At 59.1% G+C, this 17,193-nt stretch carries 13 protein-coding genes; 9 read left to right on the top strand and 4 right to left on the bottom strand.

Annotation, left to right across the window (positions count from 1 at the left end; all coding sequences use genetic code 11):
* Positions 1 to 76: 76 nt before the first annotated feature.
* From GGD50_RS21605 to GGD50_RS21595, 3 genes are read left to right on the top strand one after another with little or no spacing between them, the layout of a single operon-like run.
* The gene (locus tag GGD50_RS21605; protein ID WP_183939190.1) at positions 77 to 1,024 is read left to right on the top strand and encodes a 2-hydroxyacid dehydrogenase; all 948 of its coding nucleotides are present in this window, start codon (positions 77 to 79) and stop codon (positions 1,022 to 1,024) included.
* 10 nt (positions 1,025 to 1,034) lie between these two features.
* Complete coding sequence (locus GGD50_RS21600; protein WP_183939188.1) at positions 1,035 to 2,066, top strand: L-idonate 5-dehydrogenase; 1,032 nt, start codon at positions 1,035 to 1,037, stop codon at positions 2,064 to 2,066.
* Between the two features lie 55 nt (positions 2,067 to 2,121).
* Positions 2,122 to 3,012 carry an SMP-30/gluconolactonase/LRE family protein gene (locus tag GGD50_RS21595; RefSeq protein ID WP_183939186.1) on the top strand — a complete coding sequence of 297 codons (891 nt, stop codon included), beginning with the start codon at positions 2,122 to 2,124 and terminating at the stop codon, positions 3,010 to 3,012.
* A gap of 15 nt (positions 3,013 to 3,027) precedes the next feature.
* Here GGD50_RS21595 and GGD50_RS21590 read toward each other — a convergent pair whose 3' ends face one another.
* Entirely contained in the window at positions 3,028 to 3,861 is an 834-nt protein-coding gene (locus tag GGD50_RS21590) for a sugar phosphate isomerase/epimerase family protein (protein WP_183939184.1), read from the bottom strand.
* 229 nt (positions 3,862 to 4,090) lie between these two features.
* On the opposite strand from GGD50_RS21590, the gene GGD50_RS21585 reads away from it, so the two are divergent.
* Both GGD50_RS21585 and GGD50_RS21580 read left to right on the top strand, forming a co-directional pair.
* Entirely contained in the window at positions 4,091 to 5,020 is a 930-nt protein-coding gene (locus tag GGD50_RS21585; RefSeq protein ID WP_183939182.1) for a sugar ABC transporter substrate-binding protein, read from the top strand.
* Between the two features lie 209 nt (positions 5,021 to 5,229).
* Complete coding sequence (locus GGD50_RS21580) at positions 5,230 to 6,264, top strand: sterol desaturase family protein (protein ID WP_183939180.1); 1,035 nt, start codon at positions 5,230 to 5,232, stop codon at positions 6,262 to 6,264.
* A 119-nt stretch (positions 6,265 to 6,383) separates the two neighbouring features.
* Here GGD50_RS21580 and GGD50_RS21575 read toward each other — a convergent pair whose 3' ends face one another.
* Positions 6,384 to 7,421 carry a LacI family DNA-binding transcriptional regulator gene (locus GGD50_RS21575; RefSeq protein WP_183939178.1) on the bottom strand — a complete coding sequence of 346 codons (1,038 nt, stop codon included), beginning with the start codon at positions 7,419 to 7,421 and terminating at the stop codon, positions 6,384 to 6,386.
* Between the two features lie 211 nt (positions 7,422 to 7,632).
* Between GGD50_RS21575 and GGD50_RS21570 the strand changes: the two genes are divergently transcribed.
* The 4 genes from GGD50_RS21570 to GGD50_RS21555 all read left to right on the top strand — a co-directional run bounded on the left by GGD50_RS21570 (position 7,633) and on the right by GGD50_RS21555 (position 12,098).
* A complete protein-coding gene (locus GGD50_RS21570; protein ID WP_183939176.1) occupies positions 7,633 to 7,950 on the top strand; it encodes a MocE family 2Fe-2S type ferredoxin in 318 nt (105 codons plus the stop codon).
* A complete protein-coding gene (locus tag GGD50_RS21565) occupies positions 7,947 to 9,188 on the top strand; it encodes an NAD(P)/FAD-dependent oxidoreductase (RefSeq protein ID WP_183939174.1) in 1,242 nt (413 codons plus the stop codon). The genes GGD50_RS21570 and GGD50_RS21565 overlap by 4 nt, the downstream gene beginning before the upstream one ends.
* Positions 9,189 to 9,331: 143 nt before the next feature.
* Complete coding sequence (locus tag GGD50_RS21560) at positions 9,332 to 11,338, top strand: ABC transporter ATP-binding protein/permease (RefSeq protein ID WP_183939172.1); 2,007 nt, start codon at positions 9,332 to 9,334, stop codon at positions 11,336 to 11,338.
* 151 nt (positions 11,339 to 11,489) lie between these two features.
* Positions 11,490 to 12,098: a DUF805 domain-containing protein gene (locus GGD50_RS21555; RefSeq protein WP_183939170.1), complete on the top strand. Its 609-nt coding sequence runs from the start codon at positions 11,490 to 11,492 to the stop codon at positions 12,096 to 12,098.
* A gap of 543 nt (positions 12,099 to 12,641) precedes the next feature.
* On the opposite strand, the gene GGD50_RS21550 is transcribed toward GGD50_RS21555, so the two are convergent.
* Both GGD50_RS21550 and GGD50_RS21545 read right to left on the bottom strand, forming a co-directional pair.
* Entirely contained in the window at positions 12,642 to 15,806 is a 3,165-nt protein-coding gene (locus tag GGD50_RS21550) for an efflux RND transporter permease subunit (protein WP_183939168.1), read from the bottom strand.
* On the bottom strand, positions 15,803 to 16,993 hold the full coding sequence (locus GGD50_RS21545) for an efflux RND transporter periplasmic adaptor subunit (protein ID WP_183939166.1): 1,191 nt from the start codon (positions 16,991 to 16,993) through the stop codon (positions 15,803 to 15,805). The genes GGD50_RS21550 and GGD50_RS21545 overlap by 4 nt, the downstream gene beginning before the upstream one ends.
* Positions 16,994 to 17,193 lie beyond the last annotated feature (200 nt).

Genomic DNA, 17,193 nt, shown 5'->3' with positions numbered 1-17,193 from the left:
ACAAATGCCGATATGCCTGTTTATGTTATCGATAACATCCACTGTCAAGGCCAGTATCAAGGGAGGAATCGAAAAGATGGAAAAGCCGGCAATCCTGCAGGTAGGCCCCTATCCGCAATGGGATCAGGAACCGCTCGACGCGGCATTTCGCGTTCACCGGTATTTCGAGGCCGCAGATAAAACTGCGTTTCTGGCAGAAGTCGGGCCATCCATAAGAGCAATTGCCACGCGCGGCGAACTCGGGGCTAACAGGGCGATGATCGAGGCCTGCCCCAGCCTGGAACTGATCTCGGTCTACGGTGTGGGCTTCGACGCAGTCGATCTTAATGCCTGCCGGGAACGAGGCATTCGCGTGACGAACACGCCCGACGTGTTGACCAACGACGTTGCCGATCTAGGTGTTGCCATGATGCTCTGCCAATCGCGCGGCATGCTCGGCGCCGAAACATGGGTGCGAGATGGAAGCTGGGTCAACAAGGGCCTTTATCCGTTGAAACGGCGTGTTTGGGGACGGCGGGCCGGCGTTCTTGGCCTTGGCCGCATCGGCTTCGAAGTTGCAAAGCGACTGAAGGGCTTCGACATGAAGATCGCCTACTCCGATGTCGAGGCGAAATCCTATGCAAACGACATGGAATTCGTGAGCGATCCGGTGAAACTGGCAGAGCAATCCGATTTTCTGTTCGTGACGCTGGCCGCCTCGGCTGCGACGCGCCATATCGTTGGGCGCGATGTCATCGAGGCACTTGGTCCGGAAGGTATGCTGATCAACATATCGCGCGCTTCCAACATTGATGAGGAAGCATTGCTAGCCGCGCTCGAAACGGGCAAACTTGGAACGGCGGCACTCGACGTCTTCGAAGGCGAGCCGAAGCTCAATCCGCGTTTCCTGGCGCTGGACAATGTGCTTCTGCAGCCACACCACGCCTCGGGCACGATCGAGACGCGTAAGGCCATGGGCCAGCTCGTCCGCGACAATCTTGCCGCCCATTTTGCCGGCCAGCCGCTGCCCACCCCCGTTCTTTGAGGAGAAAGACATGAAGGCCATCGTCGCTCACGCCGCCAAGGATCTGCGGATCGAGGAGTATCCGGACGAGGAACCGGGTGCGGGTGAGGTCAAGCTGCGGCTCGCCACGGGCGGTATCTGCGGCAGCGACCTACATTATTACAACCACGGCGGCTTCGGCACCGTGCGCCTGAAGCAGCCGATGATTCTCGGCCACGAGGTCAGTGCAACGATTACGGCCCTCGGCGCCGGCGTTCAGGGGCTCGAAGTCGGCCAGCTCGTCGCCGTCTCGCCGTCGCGCCCCTGCCGGACCTGCCGCTATTGCCAGCAGGGCCTGCACAATCAGTGCCTGAACATGCGCTTCTATGGCAGCGCCATGCCTTTTCCGCATATTCAGGGCGCATTCCGCGAAACGCTGGTTGCCGATGCCATTCAATGCATCCCCGCCGACGGCCTGACGACCGGCGAAGCAGCGATGGCCGAGCCGCTGGCCGTGACCCTGCACGCCACGAAGCGCGCCGGCGAGATGCTGGGCAAGCGCGTTCTCGTCACCGGCTGCGGACCGATCGGTGTCCTGTCCATCCTCGCCGCCCGTCGTGCCGGCGCCGCGGAAATCGTTGCGACCGACCTATCGGATTTCACGCTTTCGGTTGCCAAGCAGGCCGGCGCGGACAGGGTCATCAACAGCAAGGAAGAACCGGAAGCGCTTGCCGCCTATTCGGCCGACAAGGGCACTTTCGACATCCTCTATGAATGCTCGGGGGCAGCCGTTGCTCTTGCCAGCGGGATTGGGGCGCTGAGACCCCGCGGGATCATCGTGCAACTGGGTCTCGGGGGCGACATGACATTGCCGATGCAGACCATCACCGCCAAGGAACTGGATCTGCGTGGCTCATTCCGCTTCCATGAGGAATTTGCCGTGGGTGTCGAGTTGATGCGCAAGCGCCTGATCGATGTCAGACCGCTAATCACCCATTCCGTGCCGCTTGCGGACGCGATCGGCGCTTTCGAGATTGCCTCGGACCGCAGCCGGGCTATGAAGGCTCAGATCGTCTTCTCCTGAGGCACGACCTAAGGAGCGGCGCCGTACAACGGCCTGATGAAAGGTAAAATAAAAGATGTCGTTCTTCGAGATCATGGATCCCGCTTTCGGTAAGTTCGTCCTCGGCAATGCTCCCGTCAAACAGATCGCCAGCGGCTTCGATTGGGTTGAGGGCCCTGTCTGGTTCGGCGACCTCAATTGCCTTCTCTTTTCCGACATCCCCAATAATCGCATCATGCGCTGGATACCAGGTGTCGGCACCAGCATCTTTCGCGAACCGTCAAACTTCGCCAATGGCCACACCCGCGACCGACAAGGCCGTCTCGTGAGCTGCGAGCACGGCAGCCGGAGCGTGACCCGCACGGAGTTTGACGGCTCGATCACGATGATCGCCGACCGCTATGAGGGCAAGCGGCTGAATTCGCCGAACGACGTCATCGTGGCGTCCGATGGCGCCATCTGGCTCACCGACCCGCACTACGGCATCGCCACGGATTACGAAGGATACAAAAGCGAGCAGGAACTGCCTTGCAACGTCTATCGCGTCGATCCTTCCGGTTCGATTGCAGCCGTGCTCACCGATTTCAATTGCCCGAACGGGCTGGCATTCAGCCCGGATGAAAAGAAGCTTTATGTTGCGGAAACCGGCCGAATGCACACCGACGATCGGCGCTATATCCGCGTTTTCGACGTCGCAGAAAACTGGCGCCTGACCGGCGGCGATGTCTTTCACGAAATCTCGCCAGGCTGCGCCGACGGGATGCGGCTGGACAGCGACGGCAACCTGTGGTCCTCGGCCGGCGACGGCGTCCATTGCATCGCGCCCGACGGACATCTGATGGGTAAGCTATTGGTTCCCGAAACGGTATCCAATCTCTGCTTCGGCGGACGCGGCAAACACAAGCTCTTCATCACGGCAACGACGAGCGTTTACGCGATTTCGCTCAACAGGCGCGGAGCGCTTTGAGCACCATACTGCGGCTCAGCCGGCCGTTTTGTCCCATAGGGCGCGTGCTTCCTGCATGAGAAGCAAGGATTCTTCCCATCGGTCGGTGGAGTCTTCCCCGTCCCTTCCGGTGATCGCATAGGGCTTCGGCCCCAGCTCGCAGGTGAAAGCGAGGGTATTGCCGCCGCCGGCGCGCTTGCGCCAGCTTCTGAAGCCGTATTCCCACCAGCCGAGGAATAGATCGACCCAGGGCCGGTGATGCGGGAAGGAAATTTCGATCTGGACCTGCTCGCGTGAAGCCACCCGGCCGTGGAAAGCCCAGGAGCTGTCGAGTATCCGGTGGATAAGCGCATGATTTTCGTCGGATACCGGCCAGGCGAATTCCCGGCCGACGAGGAAATGAGAGACATCGCTCAGCAGCCGCAGATCCGGAAGGCGATCGAGCAAATCGAGCGTGAAGAACAGATCGGTCGTCATACGGTCGCGGTGCGTCTCGATGAGGACATCGATGCCCGCCTCCTCGCTTAACCGCTGCCAGCCCTCGAGCAAGGGAAGGCAATCCTCCAGGCGCCGCAATCGCACATCTGGCTGCAGACAGATGTGATGCACATTGCATTCGGCGGCGATCTCAAGCACCGGCTTCAGATCGTCGACGGTCTTGGGAAAGCATTGCCCTTCCGCCTGCAAACCATGGTGCTTGAGCAGCCCCGCGGTACGGCGCACAACGTCGCGATCGGTCCAATGAGTGCTGATGCCGTCGAAGCCAGCAGCCGCGATCTTTTCCAAATTCTCTTCGAGGGTGAGCTCCGGATGTCTAGCGCTGCGTCGCTCCATGGCCCAGAGCGACTGGAATATAAGGATGTCCTGCATAGTGCCTCCCCACCAGTGGACTGCACAGATCACGAATCCCATGCCTTTGCGAGATGGCCCGGTGATGGGTTTTGATCATGGCAGCACTTCATTGCAATACGGATGTGTTTGCGCGCGACGAGCCGCCCGGCCTGAGGTTTTTTCATCAAAATACTCTCAGACGCTAACGGGGGCTGTCGCTAACTTTTTTCAGGCGACCAACTGGGTCGTTGTTTCCTGGGAGGAGAACATGCTGAAATTTCTTGGCGCAACCGCTCTGGTGCTCGTGCTGTCATCACAAGCCCATGCCGCCGATCGGATTGGCGTTTCGATGGGCTACCTGACGACCAATTTCCAAACCCTGATCGCTAACGGCATGCAGGACTATGCCAAGACCAAGGGCATCGACCTGCAGGTGCAAGATGCCGCCAACGACGTCAACAAGCAGTTGGATCAGGTGCGAAACTTCGCAGCCGGCGGCGTATCGGCCATCATCGTCGATCCGGTGGATTCGGACGGCACGCCGGCGATGAGCAAAATCGCCGAAGAGGCGGGCATTCCGCTGATCTATGTCAATATCCAGCCCACCGATCTATCGAGCCTCGGCAAACAGCGGGCCTTCGTAGGATCGAACGAAACCGAATCCGGAACACTGCAGACCAAGGAGGTCTGTCGTATGCTCGGCGGAAAGGGCGACGTCGTCATCATGATCGGCGATCTCACCAGCCAGGCGGCCCGGCAGAGGACCGAAGACGTTCATGACGTCCTGAAGTCCGGCGAGTGCGGCGGCATCAAGGTTCTTCGCGAACAGGTCGGCAACTGGAGCCGCGTCGACGGCGCCGATCTTGTTTCGAACTGGCTGACCAGCGGCCTGAAATTCGATGCCGTGATCGCCAACAATGACGAGATGGCGCTTGGCGCAATCGCTGCGCTCAAGAGTGCTGGCGGCTCGACCGGCAAGACGCTCGTTGCCGGCATCGACGCCACGCCTGACGCGCTCCAAGCGATGAAGGCCGGCGATCTCAAGGTCACCGTGTTCCAGGACGCCAAGGCACAGGGGCGAGGCGCCGTCGATACTGCCCTGAAGGCGGTCAAGGGTGACCAGATCGACAAGGAAGTCTGGATTCCTTTCAAGCTGGTGACCAACGAAAACATGAGCCAGTTCGAGCATCTCAACTGAGCGGAATCCTGCGATCTCCTGTCAGCAGCAACATAGGCGATCGTGGTTTGACACATTGGGAGGCCGACGGCCTCCCTTTTCACCCTGTCATCTGGTGCGGCGAACGCCCCACCCTTGGCCATGAGCAATTTTCATCAAAACTGTGCTGTCGTTTCGAGCCGGCCTCGGTGAGACTGATCGCATAAATTCCGTTAACTGGGACACCGCACATGGACGACACGCTCTACGGCACGCGCGACAAGCGAGGAGACTGGAAGCCTAATAAGCTCCTCAAATATCCCCCGGTCTTCATCTGGCCGGCGCAGCCGGTCGCCTTCCTGAAATGGTTCTTCGGATATCCGGGCTATCTCATGCCTTGGAACGCCGTCTATGCAGTCGTCGCAACGCTGCTGTGGTTCTATGCGACCCCCTCGATGGAGACGATGAAGACCCTCGAGCCCGGCTGGATCGCCTATCTCCTCGTGCGCAATGCCGTCCTCGTCTTCCTGTTCTTCGGTGCGTTTCATCTGCGGCTTTACATGCAAAAGAAGCAGGGCACGAGCTTCAAATATAACGGCAAGTGGCCATCAAAGGGCAATTCCGCATTCCTCTTCGGCAATCAGACCATCGACAATGTGATTTGGACATTCGCAAGCGCAGTGCCGCTTTGGACGGCCTTCGAAGTGCTGACCCTATGGGCCTTCGCGAACGGCATTATTCCCTATGTCGATTTTGCCGAACATCCGGTCTATTGCGCTGTGATCATGCTATTGGTCCCGGCATTCCGCGACCTGCACTTCTATCTGGTGCATCGCCTCATTCACTGGCCGCCGCTCTATCACACCGTTCACAAGCTGCATCATAACAATGTCAATCCCGGCCCTTGGTCCGGTCTGGCAATGCATCCCGTCGAGCATCTGCTGTATTTCTCGGGCGTGCTCATTCATTGGATCGTGCCCTCCAGTCCGATCCATGCCCTCTTCCACCTGACCCATGCCGCCCTAGCGCCGGCCCCTGGCCATGCAGGTTTCGACAAGATCGTGATTGCCGACGATACCAGCATCGATACCCACGCCTACGATCACTACCTGCATCACAAGTTTTTCGAGTGCAATTACGCCGACGGCGTCATTCCGCTCGATAAGTGGTTCGGTACTTTCCATGACGGCTCGAAAGAGGCCGAGGACCGGATGAACAGGCGCTTTATGGAGCGGGCAAAGAAATACGCTGAAAAGCAGGCGCGCAGCTCTGGAACTGCTGGCTGATCCAAGGCGTCCGTCCGGGATCGTCCCGGCGTGCAACTATCTCCCCCCGCCTCTGCGGCCTGTGAAGGCGGGAAATGCCGGAGCCTGCGAGCCCTCCTTCGCAGGCTCCGGCTTGCCCGTCAGGCTGGCGGCGAAAAGTGCCCGATGTTTTCCGCCGTATAGGTCAGGAACGGCACCGGATCGCGGCTGACTGGCACGTCGATGACACCTATCCTCGAAAGAACAGTATCCAGCGCACGTCTCGCCTGAGTTTCCGGAGCCTGATCCAGGACCAGCGTCATCAGTCCCGAAACAATGAAGCGGCGCGTTTCGTCGTTGAGCTCATGAGCGATCCAGATGAATTCTCTCTCTTGCTGCCGCTGATAGCGCTGAAGGACCGATCCAACGCCGAGGTTGGCACCGCCCGCATTATAGATGCCCGCGACATCCGTCCCGCGGCGTAGCGCCTGAGTGAGCGCTTCGGCGGATCTCACATCGTCATCGAAGCCAAATACAACCTCCGAAAACTGATGCGCCGGGTTGCCATAGGCGGCGAGATAGTCAGAAAAGCCGCGAATACGCTCCTTGTGAATTTGATAGGCCCAGCTATGGCAGATCGCGACGATACTTCCGGCCGTGGGCCGAAGCATTCGCGACATATAGAAGCCTGCGGTTCGTCCAGCGGCATAATTGTCGATGCCCACGAACACATCGTCCCTGCCCTCCGCATAGGACACGATCTGGACGACCTCGATGCCGGCTTTTCGGGCCTTATCCAGGCTCTCCCTGATTTTCGGATGGTCGAGGGCCACGACAATCAGGGCATGGCGGCGAATAGCGCTATTGGATATATGCGCGGCAAACTTCTCGGGATCATTCTCCTCGACGAAGGTTCGGTGAACGGTGATGGAGCTGTCGAGCGAGGCGGCAATCCGTTCAAAGGCGCGATTGAGCCTGCTGAAGAATGGCGACTCCGGCCTGACCAGGATAACCTCGATGCGGATCGTTCCACGGTAGAGATTTGGGATCACCCCCTTGTACCCCAGCCGCTTGGCCGCCAGCACCACCTTCTCCGCCGTGTGGGGCTTGACGCCTCCTCGCTCGTTGAGAACGCGCTCGACGGTTGCGATGCCGACGCCTGCGGCGGCCGCAATGTCGATCAAGCGGGCTTTCTTCATTCCATTCCTCCCCTTGATGAAAAATGATCATAATCGACGTGGAATGTGAAGCGCTATTTCGCGCATGGTTGATGGTGTTCAGGGAGGAAAAGCTGAGCGCGATCAAGGCTCAACGCCCATTGGGCCAATGCCGGTGCGCCGCTCCTCCCGCAAGGCGACATCACTGTGCATGGCGGCAAGCCGCCGGCGGACAATAGCGAGGAGGCAGGAAATGACGACATGGATCGAAGCGTGTGCCGCCGACGACATCGAGCAGGAAGACGTCGTCCGGTTTGATCACGCCGGACGAACTTTCGCGATCTACAGAAGCTCGGACGACGAATATTTCGCGACCGACGGGCTTTGCACCCATGAAAAGATCCACCTAGCCGACGGGCTTGTCATGGATGACATCATCGAATGTCCAAAGCACAATGGACGCTTCAGCTACAAGACGGGCGAGGCTCGTGGTGCGCCGGTATGCGTCAATCTGAGAACATATCCGGTCAAGCTGGAAGGTGATCGCATCATGATCGGAATAGCAGCATGAGCGACGACGCTGGCATCGTCATCGTCGGCGCAGGCGAATGCGGCGCACGCGCGGCTCTGGGCCTGAGGGAAAATGGCTATGCCCATCCCATTACCCTCATCGGCGATGAGGCTCACCTCCCCTACGAGCGGCCGCCGCTTTCCAAGCAGGTGCTGCTTGCCGCCACAACGCCCCAGGCACCCGCCGTTCTCAGCGAGATTGTGCTCAGCGAGCGGATGATCCGGCATATCGGCGGCACGTCGGTCAGCGCCATCGACGCCGACCGCAAGCAGGTGACGTTGTCGGGTGGCCGAGCGTTGCCCTATCACAAATTGCTGTTGACGACGGGCGCTGTGCCGAGGCGGCTGCCGAATGTTCCGGCGAGCCGGCGGATACTCTATCTCAGGACGATCAACGATGCGCTTGCGCTTCGCCCCTGGATCAGCGCCGATATGCATGTGGCGGTGCTTGGTGGCGGTTTCATCGGCCTGGAAGTCGCCGCATCGGCACGCAGCCGTGGCGCAAGGGTCACGGTGATCGAGAGCCAAGAGCGCATCCTTAAACGCGGAGTGCCCGAATCTATTGCCGCGGCAATCACCTCCCTGCATCGGCGCAACGACGTCGTGGTGAAATGCGGCGTGACGGTGGGGGACATCGACGCCAACGAACAATGCGTCAGCATCTCGCTTTCGGACGGACCCAAGGTCACAGCGGACGTGCTCGTCGTCGGAATCGGGGCGCAGCCGCTCACTGAACTCGCCGCACAAGCTGGCATCGCGGTCGACAACGGTATTGCGGTCAACGAACATCTTGAGACCTCGGTGGCAGATATCTACGCCGCTGGCGACTGCTGCTCGTTTCCCCATCCGCTATATGGCGGCCGCCGGCTTCGTCTGGAAGCATGGCGCAACGCGCAGGATCAAGGCATCCTTGCTGCGGCGAACTTGGCGGGTGCTGCCCGCAGCTACGACGCCGTTCCCTATTTTTGGTCCGATCAGTTCGATCATACCCTGCAGATCGCCGGTCTCGTCGACGAAGGGCACACAGTGGTTCGCAGAGACTTGAGCGACGGTGCGTTTATCCTCTTCCATCTCGACCTTTCTCAGCGGCTGGTGGCAGCCAGCGGTGTCGGTCCCGGCAACAGGATTGCCAAGGACATGAAGTTGAGCGAGATGCTGATCGCAAAGCGGATCATGCCACCTATTGAGGCACTGGCCGCTGACACGAACCTCAAATCTCTGTTGCCAAGAGCCGCATAGCAGACTGCAGTTATTCCGTCGGCGACATCTTTTGGAGATCTTGTGAGCTCCAGAGGCGACAACCTCATTCGCGACAGACCCTCGAATACCAAGTTCGACAGCGGCTCATGAAACCTTTCGATTTTTAAGCCGTTGTCGTGCTTATGACCGACGCAAAATTCAATCCGAAATCGGTCGACGGCACCGGACGGGACGGTGCCGAGAAGTCGCGCCAAGAAAAGGCATCGACTGTCGAGGTCGCGTCACCGCCAAATGTCGTCGAACCCGACCCAGAGCTGACCCCTGAGGAGGCCGAGCAGGCGCGCAAAAGCTATTTGCTCAGGCGTTTCTGGATCAGCGCATGCAGCTACTGGGGCCGTAGCGGTGACGGGCTCGCGTGGCCTTGCTCAATCGGGCTGTTGATCCTGATCGGCACCAATGTCGGCTTCCAGTACGGAATCAATATCTGGAACCGCGCAATTTTCGACGCCATAGAGCAACGCAATCCCCACACCGTGTATTTTCTGAGCGCTATATTCCTGCCGCTCGTGCTCGGAAGCGTGACCCTTGTCACGATCCAAGTCTACATTCGCATGATGATCCAGCGCCGCTGGCGTTCCTGGCTTACTGCCAGGGTCATCGCACGCTGGCTCGCAAACGGCCGTTATTATCAGTTGAACCTCATCGGCGGCGACCACAAGAACCCCGAAGCGCGTATCTCGGAGGATTTGCGGATTGCAACGGAATCTCCGGTTGATTTCATCGCTGGTGTCATTTCCGCATTTCTGTCGGCCACGACCTTCATCGTAGTCCTCTGGACGATCGGCGGGGCCCTCACTCTGACAATCACAGGTTTGACCTTCACCATTCCCGGCTTCCTCGTCATTACCGCGGTGCTCTATGCGGCGATCACGTCCAGCTCGATGGCGGTCATCGGCCGCCATTTCGTCCATGTCTCCGAGGTCAAAAATCAGACGGAAGCCGAATTTCGCTACACGCTGACCCATGTGCGGGAAAACGGCGAGAGCATCGCATTGCTCGGCGGCGAAGAGGAAGAGCGTAGCGACCTCGACAAGAAGTTTGCCAATGTGCTTCGGCAATGGGCGCTCCTTGCACACCAGCACATGCGCACCACGCTTGTGTCGCAAGGCTCAAGCCTGTTTGCGCCAGTCGTGCCGATCTTACTTTGCGCTCCCAAATTTCTCGAAGGCAGTATGACGCTCGGACAGGTCATGCAGGCTGCCTCGGCTTTTGCCATCGTTCAGAGCGCATTCGGATGGCTTGTCGACAACTACCCCCGTCTCGCCGATTGGAACGCCTGCGCACGACGCATTGCTTCGCTGATGATGTCGCTGGACGGGCTCGAGCGCGCGGAAAAGAGCAACGCCTTGGGACGCATCAAGCACGGTGAAACCGAAGGCAATGCTATGCTCAGCCTAAACGATCTCTCGGTGTCGCTGGACGATGGCACCGCCGTGGTCAAGGAAACCCAGGTCGAGATCGAACCCGGCGAGCGGGTGCTCGTCGCCGGAGAATCCGGTACGGGAAAGAGCACCCTGGTGCGGGCCATTGCAGGTCTTTGGCCCTGGGGTGACGGCAGCGTCAATTTCCATGCCGACAGACGATTGTTCATGTTACCGCAGCGGCCTTACATCCCTTCCGGGCCGCTGCGCCGTGCAGTCGCCTATCCCCGCGCCGCCGATAGCTGGACGCTGGATGAGATCAAGGCGGCCCTCGACAAGGTCGGGCTCGACTATCTGAACGACAAGATCGAAGAAGACGCGCCATGGGACCAGACGTTGTCCGGCGGCGAAAAGCAGCGGCTCGCCTTCGCGCGCCTCCTGCTGCACAATCCCGATATCATCGTGCTCGATGAAGCAACGTCGGCACTCGATGAAAAGAGCCAGGACAAGATGATGGAGATGGTGATCCAGGAATTGCCGAAAGTCACCATCATAAGCGTCGCGCATCGCGCTGAGCTGGAAGCCTTCCATAGCCGCAAGATCACACTGGAGCGGCGCGAGGGCGGCGCAAAGCTTGTCAGTGATATTGATCTTGTCCAGGGCCACAGAAAACGGAACTTGCTTTTGCGCTTTGTGGACAATCGGCGCTCGCTGCCGAAGGGCAATACGGCCGTGAGCAAATCAGCGCTTCCTGAGAACAAAAATTGAAGTCCGCCTGGTCGGGGCACTCTTCTGATCGTCTCGTCGGCAGTGGCACCGCGGTTATCCGGAAGTCGATTACCTCAAATCTTCATAATTCGCTTCAGTCGATTGAAAGTAGTGCATGGTCTTCTGCTGCAAGGCTTTGGGGACCTGATGCATGATTGGGAATCTGTTTTGTTTTCAGGGACGGATAGGGCGACTGAAATATTTCCTTTGGGGCTATATCTTCCTTCCCGGGGCAATTTTTCTAACGATGCTCATATTGCCTTTCCTATTCATATTCGGCTTCCATTTTGATGGATCGAAAACGACGGCATTGATGATCGTAGTGCCTGCGGTAGCGGTGTTCCTCTGGACGCATCTAAGCCTGCAAGTAGCGCGCATTCGCGATATAGGCTGGAACCCGATGGTCATTGTTCCAGCCATGCTCTCGCTCGACGTCGTGGACGTGACGGTCGGTTATTTGTTCCCGGCTTTGGCCCTCGGGACCAAGCACTATACTATAGTTTCGGAGGTGATTAACGCTGTTTATACAATAGCTCTGCTCTTCACCCCTGGCGATGGCGACTACGCCGTTCCTGCAATCGTCTTTCCTGAAATTCCGTTGCCGAAGTCAAAGAAAGGCATTTTCCGCAGTACCCGTTCCGATGCTGCGACGCCGGCCGAACCGCCTCGCCCCTCCTCCGGAATGCCTCGGCCCGCCGATGCTCGCGGTCAGGTGTCTTTCGGCCGCCGCGGACTCGTCAATGACCACAAGCAGAGCTAGGTCGACGACCTCCTACCGTGAATAAAGCAATTCCCAACCGGCGACTGCAGTCGGCTCTTAGCGGACAATTTGGATTTGAAGAACTTCTTCAAGACGCCGGGCGGCCTTGCTCTCAGCCTTAGAAATATTTGGACGACCTACACATGCGAGATCAACAACGACACGACAAAATTCGGCAGGACGAAAGGCCATGTCGGACACATGCGGCGCTAAAATTTATCAAAGAGAATAAATTGGTATGCTTCATAACCGCAATGATTGTCTATGCGGCTGTTTTCGATGGCGGACACCGGCCTCACCACATGCAGGGGTTATACGACTCATTGGGTCCAGCGGGCTTCGCCTGGGCCGCCCGCGCGATAGCCGCGCTATGGGTCCTCGCCGTCTACCTCGTGATGCGCGACCGACATAGAACCGATAAGCGCATTGAGCGCTTTGTTGACGCCAGAGCGATGTTGGAACCCGAGAGAAAAGTTTTAAAACCCGAGGAGCGGTGATAACGCCGCTTCGGCAAAAAAGGGGCGGCAAACATCTGAAAGACCATCACCCCTCAAGGTGCGCGGCTTTGCTCTCATCCTTCGCAATCACCTTGACCTTCACCCCGAAGAGCCGGCGCTTGATGCCTTCTCGCATCGTCTGAATCAGGACGTAAAGGACCGGGATCATCAGAAGTCCTACGATCGTGCCGACAAGCAGCCCGCCGAACACCGTCATGCCGATCGCTCGGCGGCTCCCCGCGCCGGCGCCGGTCGCAATCACAAGCGGTATGACGCCGAGGACAGACGCCATCGCGGTCATCAGGACTGGGCGGAAGCGCTGTGCCGTGCCGACCCTTGCCGCCTCTGTGATGCTCATTCCTTCCTCCCGCCGTTCCTTGGCGAATTCGATAATCAGGATCGCGTTTTTTGCAGCCAGCCCGACGAGCAGGACAAGGCCGATCTGCGCGTAGATGTTGATGTCCATGCCCGCGAATAGAAGAGCGCCGAGTGCACCGAGCACGGCGACGGACACCGAGAGCATCACCGCGATTGGGACGCTCCAGCTTTCATATTGGGCGACAAGAAAAAGATAGGTGAAGACGATGCCCATCAGCAGGATCATGGCTGTCTGGTTTCCCGCCTGCTGCTCCTGAAGCGCCAGCCCGGTCCATTCATAGCCAAAGCCCGGCGGCAGACTCTGGTCGGCAAGGGAGGCCATCGACGTCAAAGCTTGACCTGTGCTCGTTCCCGTCGCCGCTTGTCCGTTGATGGAGGCGGCGGGAAACAGGTTGTAGCGGTTGATCGAGCTTGGGCCGTATGTTGTCGAGATGGACAGCAGGGCTTGAAGGGGCACGAGCTCGCCGCTTTGGCTGCGAACTCTCAGCCTTTGAATATCTTCTATCCTGCCGCGAAATTGCGGTTCGTCCTGGATGCGGACCTGATAGACCCGCGAGAATATATTGAAATCATCCACATAGGATGATCCGAGATGCGATTGCAGGGTCGAAAATATCGTGGCCGGCGAAACGCCGAGAAGCTGAGCCCGGTTGCGATCGACATCGAGGAATATCTGCGGAACATTCGCAGAGAAGGTGCTGAACACGCCCGACAATCCGCGTGTCTGGTTTGCTTTGACGATAAGTGCTCGCATGACTTCGGCCAGTTCCTGCTGACTTTGTCCGTTTCGCGCCTGCAGGCGCATGTCGAATCCGCCTGTCGTTCCCAGACCCGGAATGGCCGGAGGATTGAACGCAACGACGGACGCCGCCGAAATACCCGCGAATTCGGATCTGAGGTGGCTCATGATGCTGTCGATACTTTCAGCAGAACCGCGCTCGCTCCATGGCTTCAGGGCAGAAATTGCCATGCCGAAATTCGAGCCGCCGCCGCCTATCATGCTGTTTCCCGAGATGGCGATCGAGTTTGCGATACCCGGCGTCGTTTGAAGCAACGACGTCACGCTTGCCAACGTCTGCTGCGTCCTTTCCAGCGATGCCGCATCGGGAAGCTGTACGTTGACGAAGAGATATCCCTGGTCTTCGGCAGGCACAAAGCCCGTCGGCAGGACGCGGAAAACGCCGTAGATTCCGCCGAAAATCACAACGAGGATGATCGCGGCGATGACCAGCCTTCTGGAAAGCCTGGAAAGCATGCGGAGATATAGGCTGCGAGAGGTTTCGAGACCCCGGTTGAAACGCCCAAACAGCCGAGAATGCTGAGACGCCGGTGGACGCAGCATGAGCACGCAGAGCGCCGGGCTCAGCGTCAAGGCATTGATGGTCGAATAGGTGATGGTGATGAGAATGGTGACCGCGAACTGTCGGTAAAGCTGGCCTGTGATGCCACCAAGGAATGCGACGGGCACGAACAGTGCCGCCAACACCAGGGTTGTGGCGATGATAGGGCCTGTTACCTGGCTCATGGTCCGCAGCGTGGCCTCGCGTATGCCAAGCCGCTCCTCGCTCATGATCCGCTGCGCGTTCTCCACCACGATGATCGCGTCGTCCACGACCAAGCTGATGGCAAGCACTATGGCGAAGAGCGTGATCGTATTCGCCGAATAACCAAGCAGGTAGAGAACGGCAAACCCACCCACAAGCGACACGGGGATGGTCAATGTTGGAATGACGGTGGCGCGCCAGTCCTGAAGGAAAACGTAGGTCACCGCGACGACCAGCGCGAAGGTGATCAGCAGGGTGATCATGATCTCCCTGATCGTCTCGGTAACGAACGAGGTCGTGTCGAAGACGACGGTATAGGCGATGTCGTCGGGAAATTGACTCGAAAGGCGCGACAGCTCGGCCAGGACTGCGTTGGACACTGCCAGCGCGTTCGCATTCGGGGATTGATAGACGACGATGGTGGCGCTCGGCTGTCCGTTGAAGGTCGACGCGGTGTCATAGGACTGTGCTCCGAGTTCCACGCGAGCGACGTCGCGCAGCCGGACGATTGCGCCATCGGCATTGGTGCGGATGACGATGTTTCCGAATTCGGCCTCGTTTGCCAGACGGCCTTGCGCCATGACCGTAAGCTGGAGCTGCTGCCCGGAAACGGCCGGTGCAGATCCCAATTGTCCGGCCGATGCCTGGGCATTCTGGGCCTGGATGGCGGCAGTAAGGTCCGCCGCGGTGACCCCCAAGGCTTGCATGCGGTCCGGGTTCATCCATATCCGCATGCTGTAGGCAGGCCCAAAAACGCTTGCCTCACCGACACCAGCCACGCGGGCGATGGCGTCGCGAATGTTGATGGTGGCGTAGTTGCTGATGAAAATCTCGTCTCGCGTCCCTTTCGGAGAGTAGAGGGCAATGCCCATCAGCATGCTCGAGGAGCGGGTTCTCACCGAAACCCCGGTCTGTGTCACCGCCGCCGGTAGCCGCGCGGTTGCCAGTGCCACGCGATTTTGCACATTGACTTGCGCGATTGCCGGATCTGTGCCCACCGCGAATGTCACGGTCAGCGAATAGTTGCCGTTATTGGTGCTCGTCGACGACATATAGAGCATGTCCTCGACGCCATTGACCTGATCCTCGATCGGCGCTCCAACGCTTTCGGTCAGGACATTGGCATTGGCGCCGGGATAGCTTGCGGTGACCTGAACTTCCGGCGGCGTAATCTGGGGAAACTGCGCGACCGGAATCTGCGTCAACGCCAGTGCACCGGTGATGGTCATGACCACCGCGATCACCATGGCAAAACGTGGACGGTCGATGAAAGGCGCGGACAGGTTCATGGTTTCGCCGTTCCCGAAGGTGAGGTCGAAGCGCTGGCAGGCACCGCCGCTTGTGCCGCGGCAACTGATGCGCTGACGTCCGTGGCCTTCACGAGTGCGCCGGGAGACGCGTGCTGCAAGCCCTCGACAACGATTGTCTCACCGCCTTCCAGCCCCTCTTCGATGACCCAGCCGGAGCCGATCTGGTCGGAAACCTTGATGCGCCTGATATCCAGCCGGTTTTGGCCATTCAGGAGAAGGACGAAGCGGCCCTCCCGGTCCTGCTGGATGGCGCCGGAAGGCACGACGGGGCGGAGCCTCGGTTGAGCATCGCCAACGATCACCGTGACGAACTGCCCGGGCACAAGCATCGACTGCGGATTGCCAAACAGCGTGCGGATCGGCAAGGTGCCGGTCTGCGGATCGATCTCGTTGCCGAAGAACTCGACCTTGCCCGCTTGCTCATAGCTCTGGTTGTTTGACAACCGCAGCCGCGGAACGAACCGCTTGACGAGTTCGTCCTTGCTGGCACCACCTGCCGCAGCACGCAAGTCGAGAATACTGCGATCGCTGAGGGAGAACACGACGCGGATGGGATCCATCTGCACCACTCGGGCCAAGGTGCCGGACGAGGGCCCGACAAGACTGCCAACGGAAAAGGCTGCCTGGCCAATCCGTCCTTCGATCGGCGATTTTACCCTTGTGTAGCTTAGGTTGAGTTCCGCCTGGCTCACCTTGGCCTCGGCCGACATCACGTTCGCTCTCGCGGTGTCGCGCGTGGTCTGACTCTCCTCAAGTGTCGCCTGCGGCACCGTCTGCCTGCTCAAAGATTGATTCCTTTGCAAGCGCCGTTCAGCGTCCAGCAGCGAAGCCTGGGCGCTGAGAAGTGCCGCCTGAGCATCCTTGAGGGCAATTTCGTAGCTGCTCCGTTCTATGACGAAGAGGTCCTGATCCTTACCGACGATTGCACCTTCATCGAACAACCGGCTTTCCAGGAAGCCGTCGATACGGGAGCGAATATCGACGGCATTGACGGCTTCGACCCTGCCGACAAACTCATGTCGCGGCGAAACGTCCGAGACCTCCACCCGCATGGTTCCGACAGCGGGTAGGTCCTCTGACGCCGCCCAATCCACGGCGAAGAGACCGACCGACACTAAAGCCAAAGTCAGCACTTGCGAACAGTGCCAGAAAATAAACTTGGACATCGCCCTCCGCCTCGAGCTCGTGCAGCATCACTATCGATGATTTGGATGGGCGGGACGTCTCCTGACCCACCGACCATGGAACCAGTCATACCGCCTGCGGGTGTGGTTCCAGACCCATCGTCCCGACTCCCAGCGATAACCGCGACGCGCCCGTGGTCTGGGCTCGCGAAGAGGGGGCGGAGGCGGAGGACGTCGATACG

The sequence above is a fragment of the Martinezella paranaensis genome (assembly GCF_014200235.1).
Classification (GTDB): domain Bacteria; phylum Pseudomonadota; class Alphaproteobacteria; order Rhizobiales; family Rhizobiaceae; genus Rhizobium; species Rhizobium paranaense.
Note: the sequence above shows the minus strand (reverse complement) of the source record. Positions and strands in the feature narration are given on the sequence as shown.

Excerpts from the sequence above, each read along its gene's own strand:
- GGD50_RS21570 (WP_183939176.1), top strand. The coding sequence starts at position 7,633 with ATGACGACATGGATCGAAGCGTGTGCCGCCGACGACATCGAGCAGGAA.
- GGD50_RS21565 (WP_183939174.1), top strand. The coding sequence starts at position 7,947 with ATGAGCGACGACGCTGGCATCGTCATCGTCGGCGCAGGCGAATGCGGC.
- GGD50_RS21560 (WP_183939172.1), top strand. The coding sequence starts at position 9,332 with ATGACCGACGCAAAATTCAATCCGAAATCGGTCGACGGCACCGGACGG.
- GGD50_RS21580 (WP_183939180.1), top strand. The coding sequence starts at position 5,230 with ATGGACGACACGCTCTACGGCACGCGCGACAAGCGAGGAGACTGGAAG.
- GGD50_RS21550 (WP_183939168.1), bottom strand. The coding sequence starts at position 15,806 with ATGAACCTGTCCGCGCCTTTCATCGACCGTCCACGTTTTGCCATGGTG.
- GGD50_RS21585 (WP_183939182.1), top strand. The coding sequence starts at position 4,091 with ATGCTGAAATTTCTTGGCGCAACCGCTCTGGTGCTCGTGCTGTCATCA.
- GGD50_RS21575 (WP_183939178.1), bottom strand. The coding sequence starts at position 7,421 with ATGAAGAAAGCCCGCTTGATCGACATTGCGGCCGCCGCAGGCGTCGGC.
- GGD50_RS21600 (WP_183939188.1), top strand. The coding sequence starts at position 1,035 with ATGAAGGCCATCGTCGCTCACGCCGCCAAGGATCTGCGGATCGAGGAG.
- GGD50_RS21555 (WP_183939170.1), top strand. The coding sequence starts at position 11,490 with ATGATTGGGAATCTGTTTTGTTTTCAGGGACGGATAGGGCGACTGAAA.
- GGD50_RS21605 (WP_183939190.1), top strand. The coding sequence starts at position 77 with ATGGAAAAGCCGGCAATCCTGCAGGTAGGCCCCTATCCGCAATGGGAT.
- GGD50_RS21595 (WP_183939186.1), top strand. The coding sequence starts at position 2,122 with ATGTCGTTCTTCGAGATCATGGATCCCGCTTTCGGTAAGTTCGTCCTC.
- GGD50_RS21590 (WP_183939184.1), bottom strand. The coding sequence starts at position 3,861 with ATGCAGGACATCCTTATATTCCAGTCGCTCTGGGCCATGGAGCGACGC.
- GGD50_RS21545 (WP_183939166.1), bottom strand. The coding sequence starts at position 16,993 with ATGTCCAAGTTTATTTTCTGGCACTGTTCGCAAGTGCTGACTTTGGCT.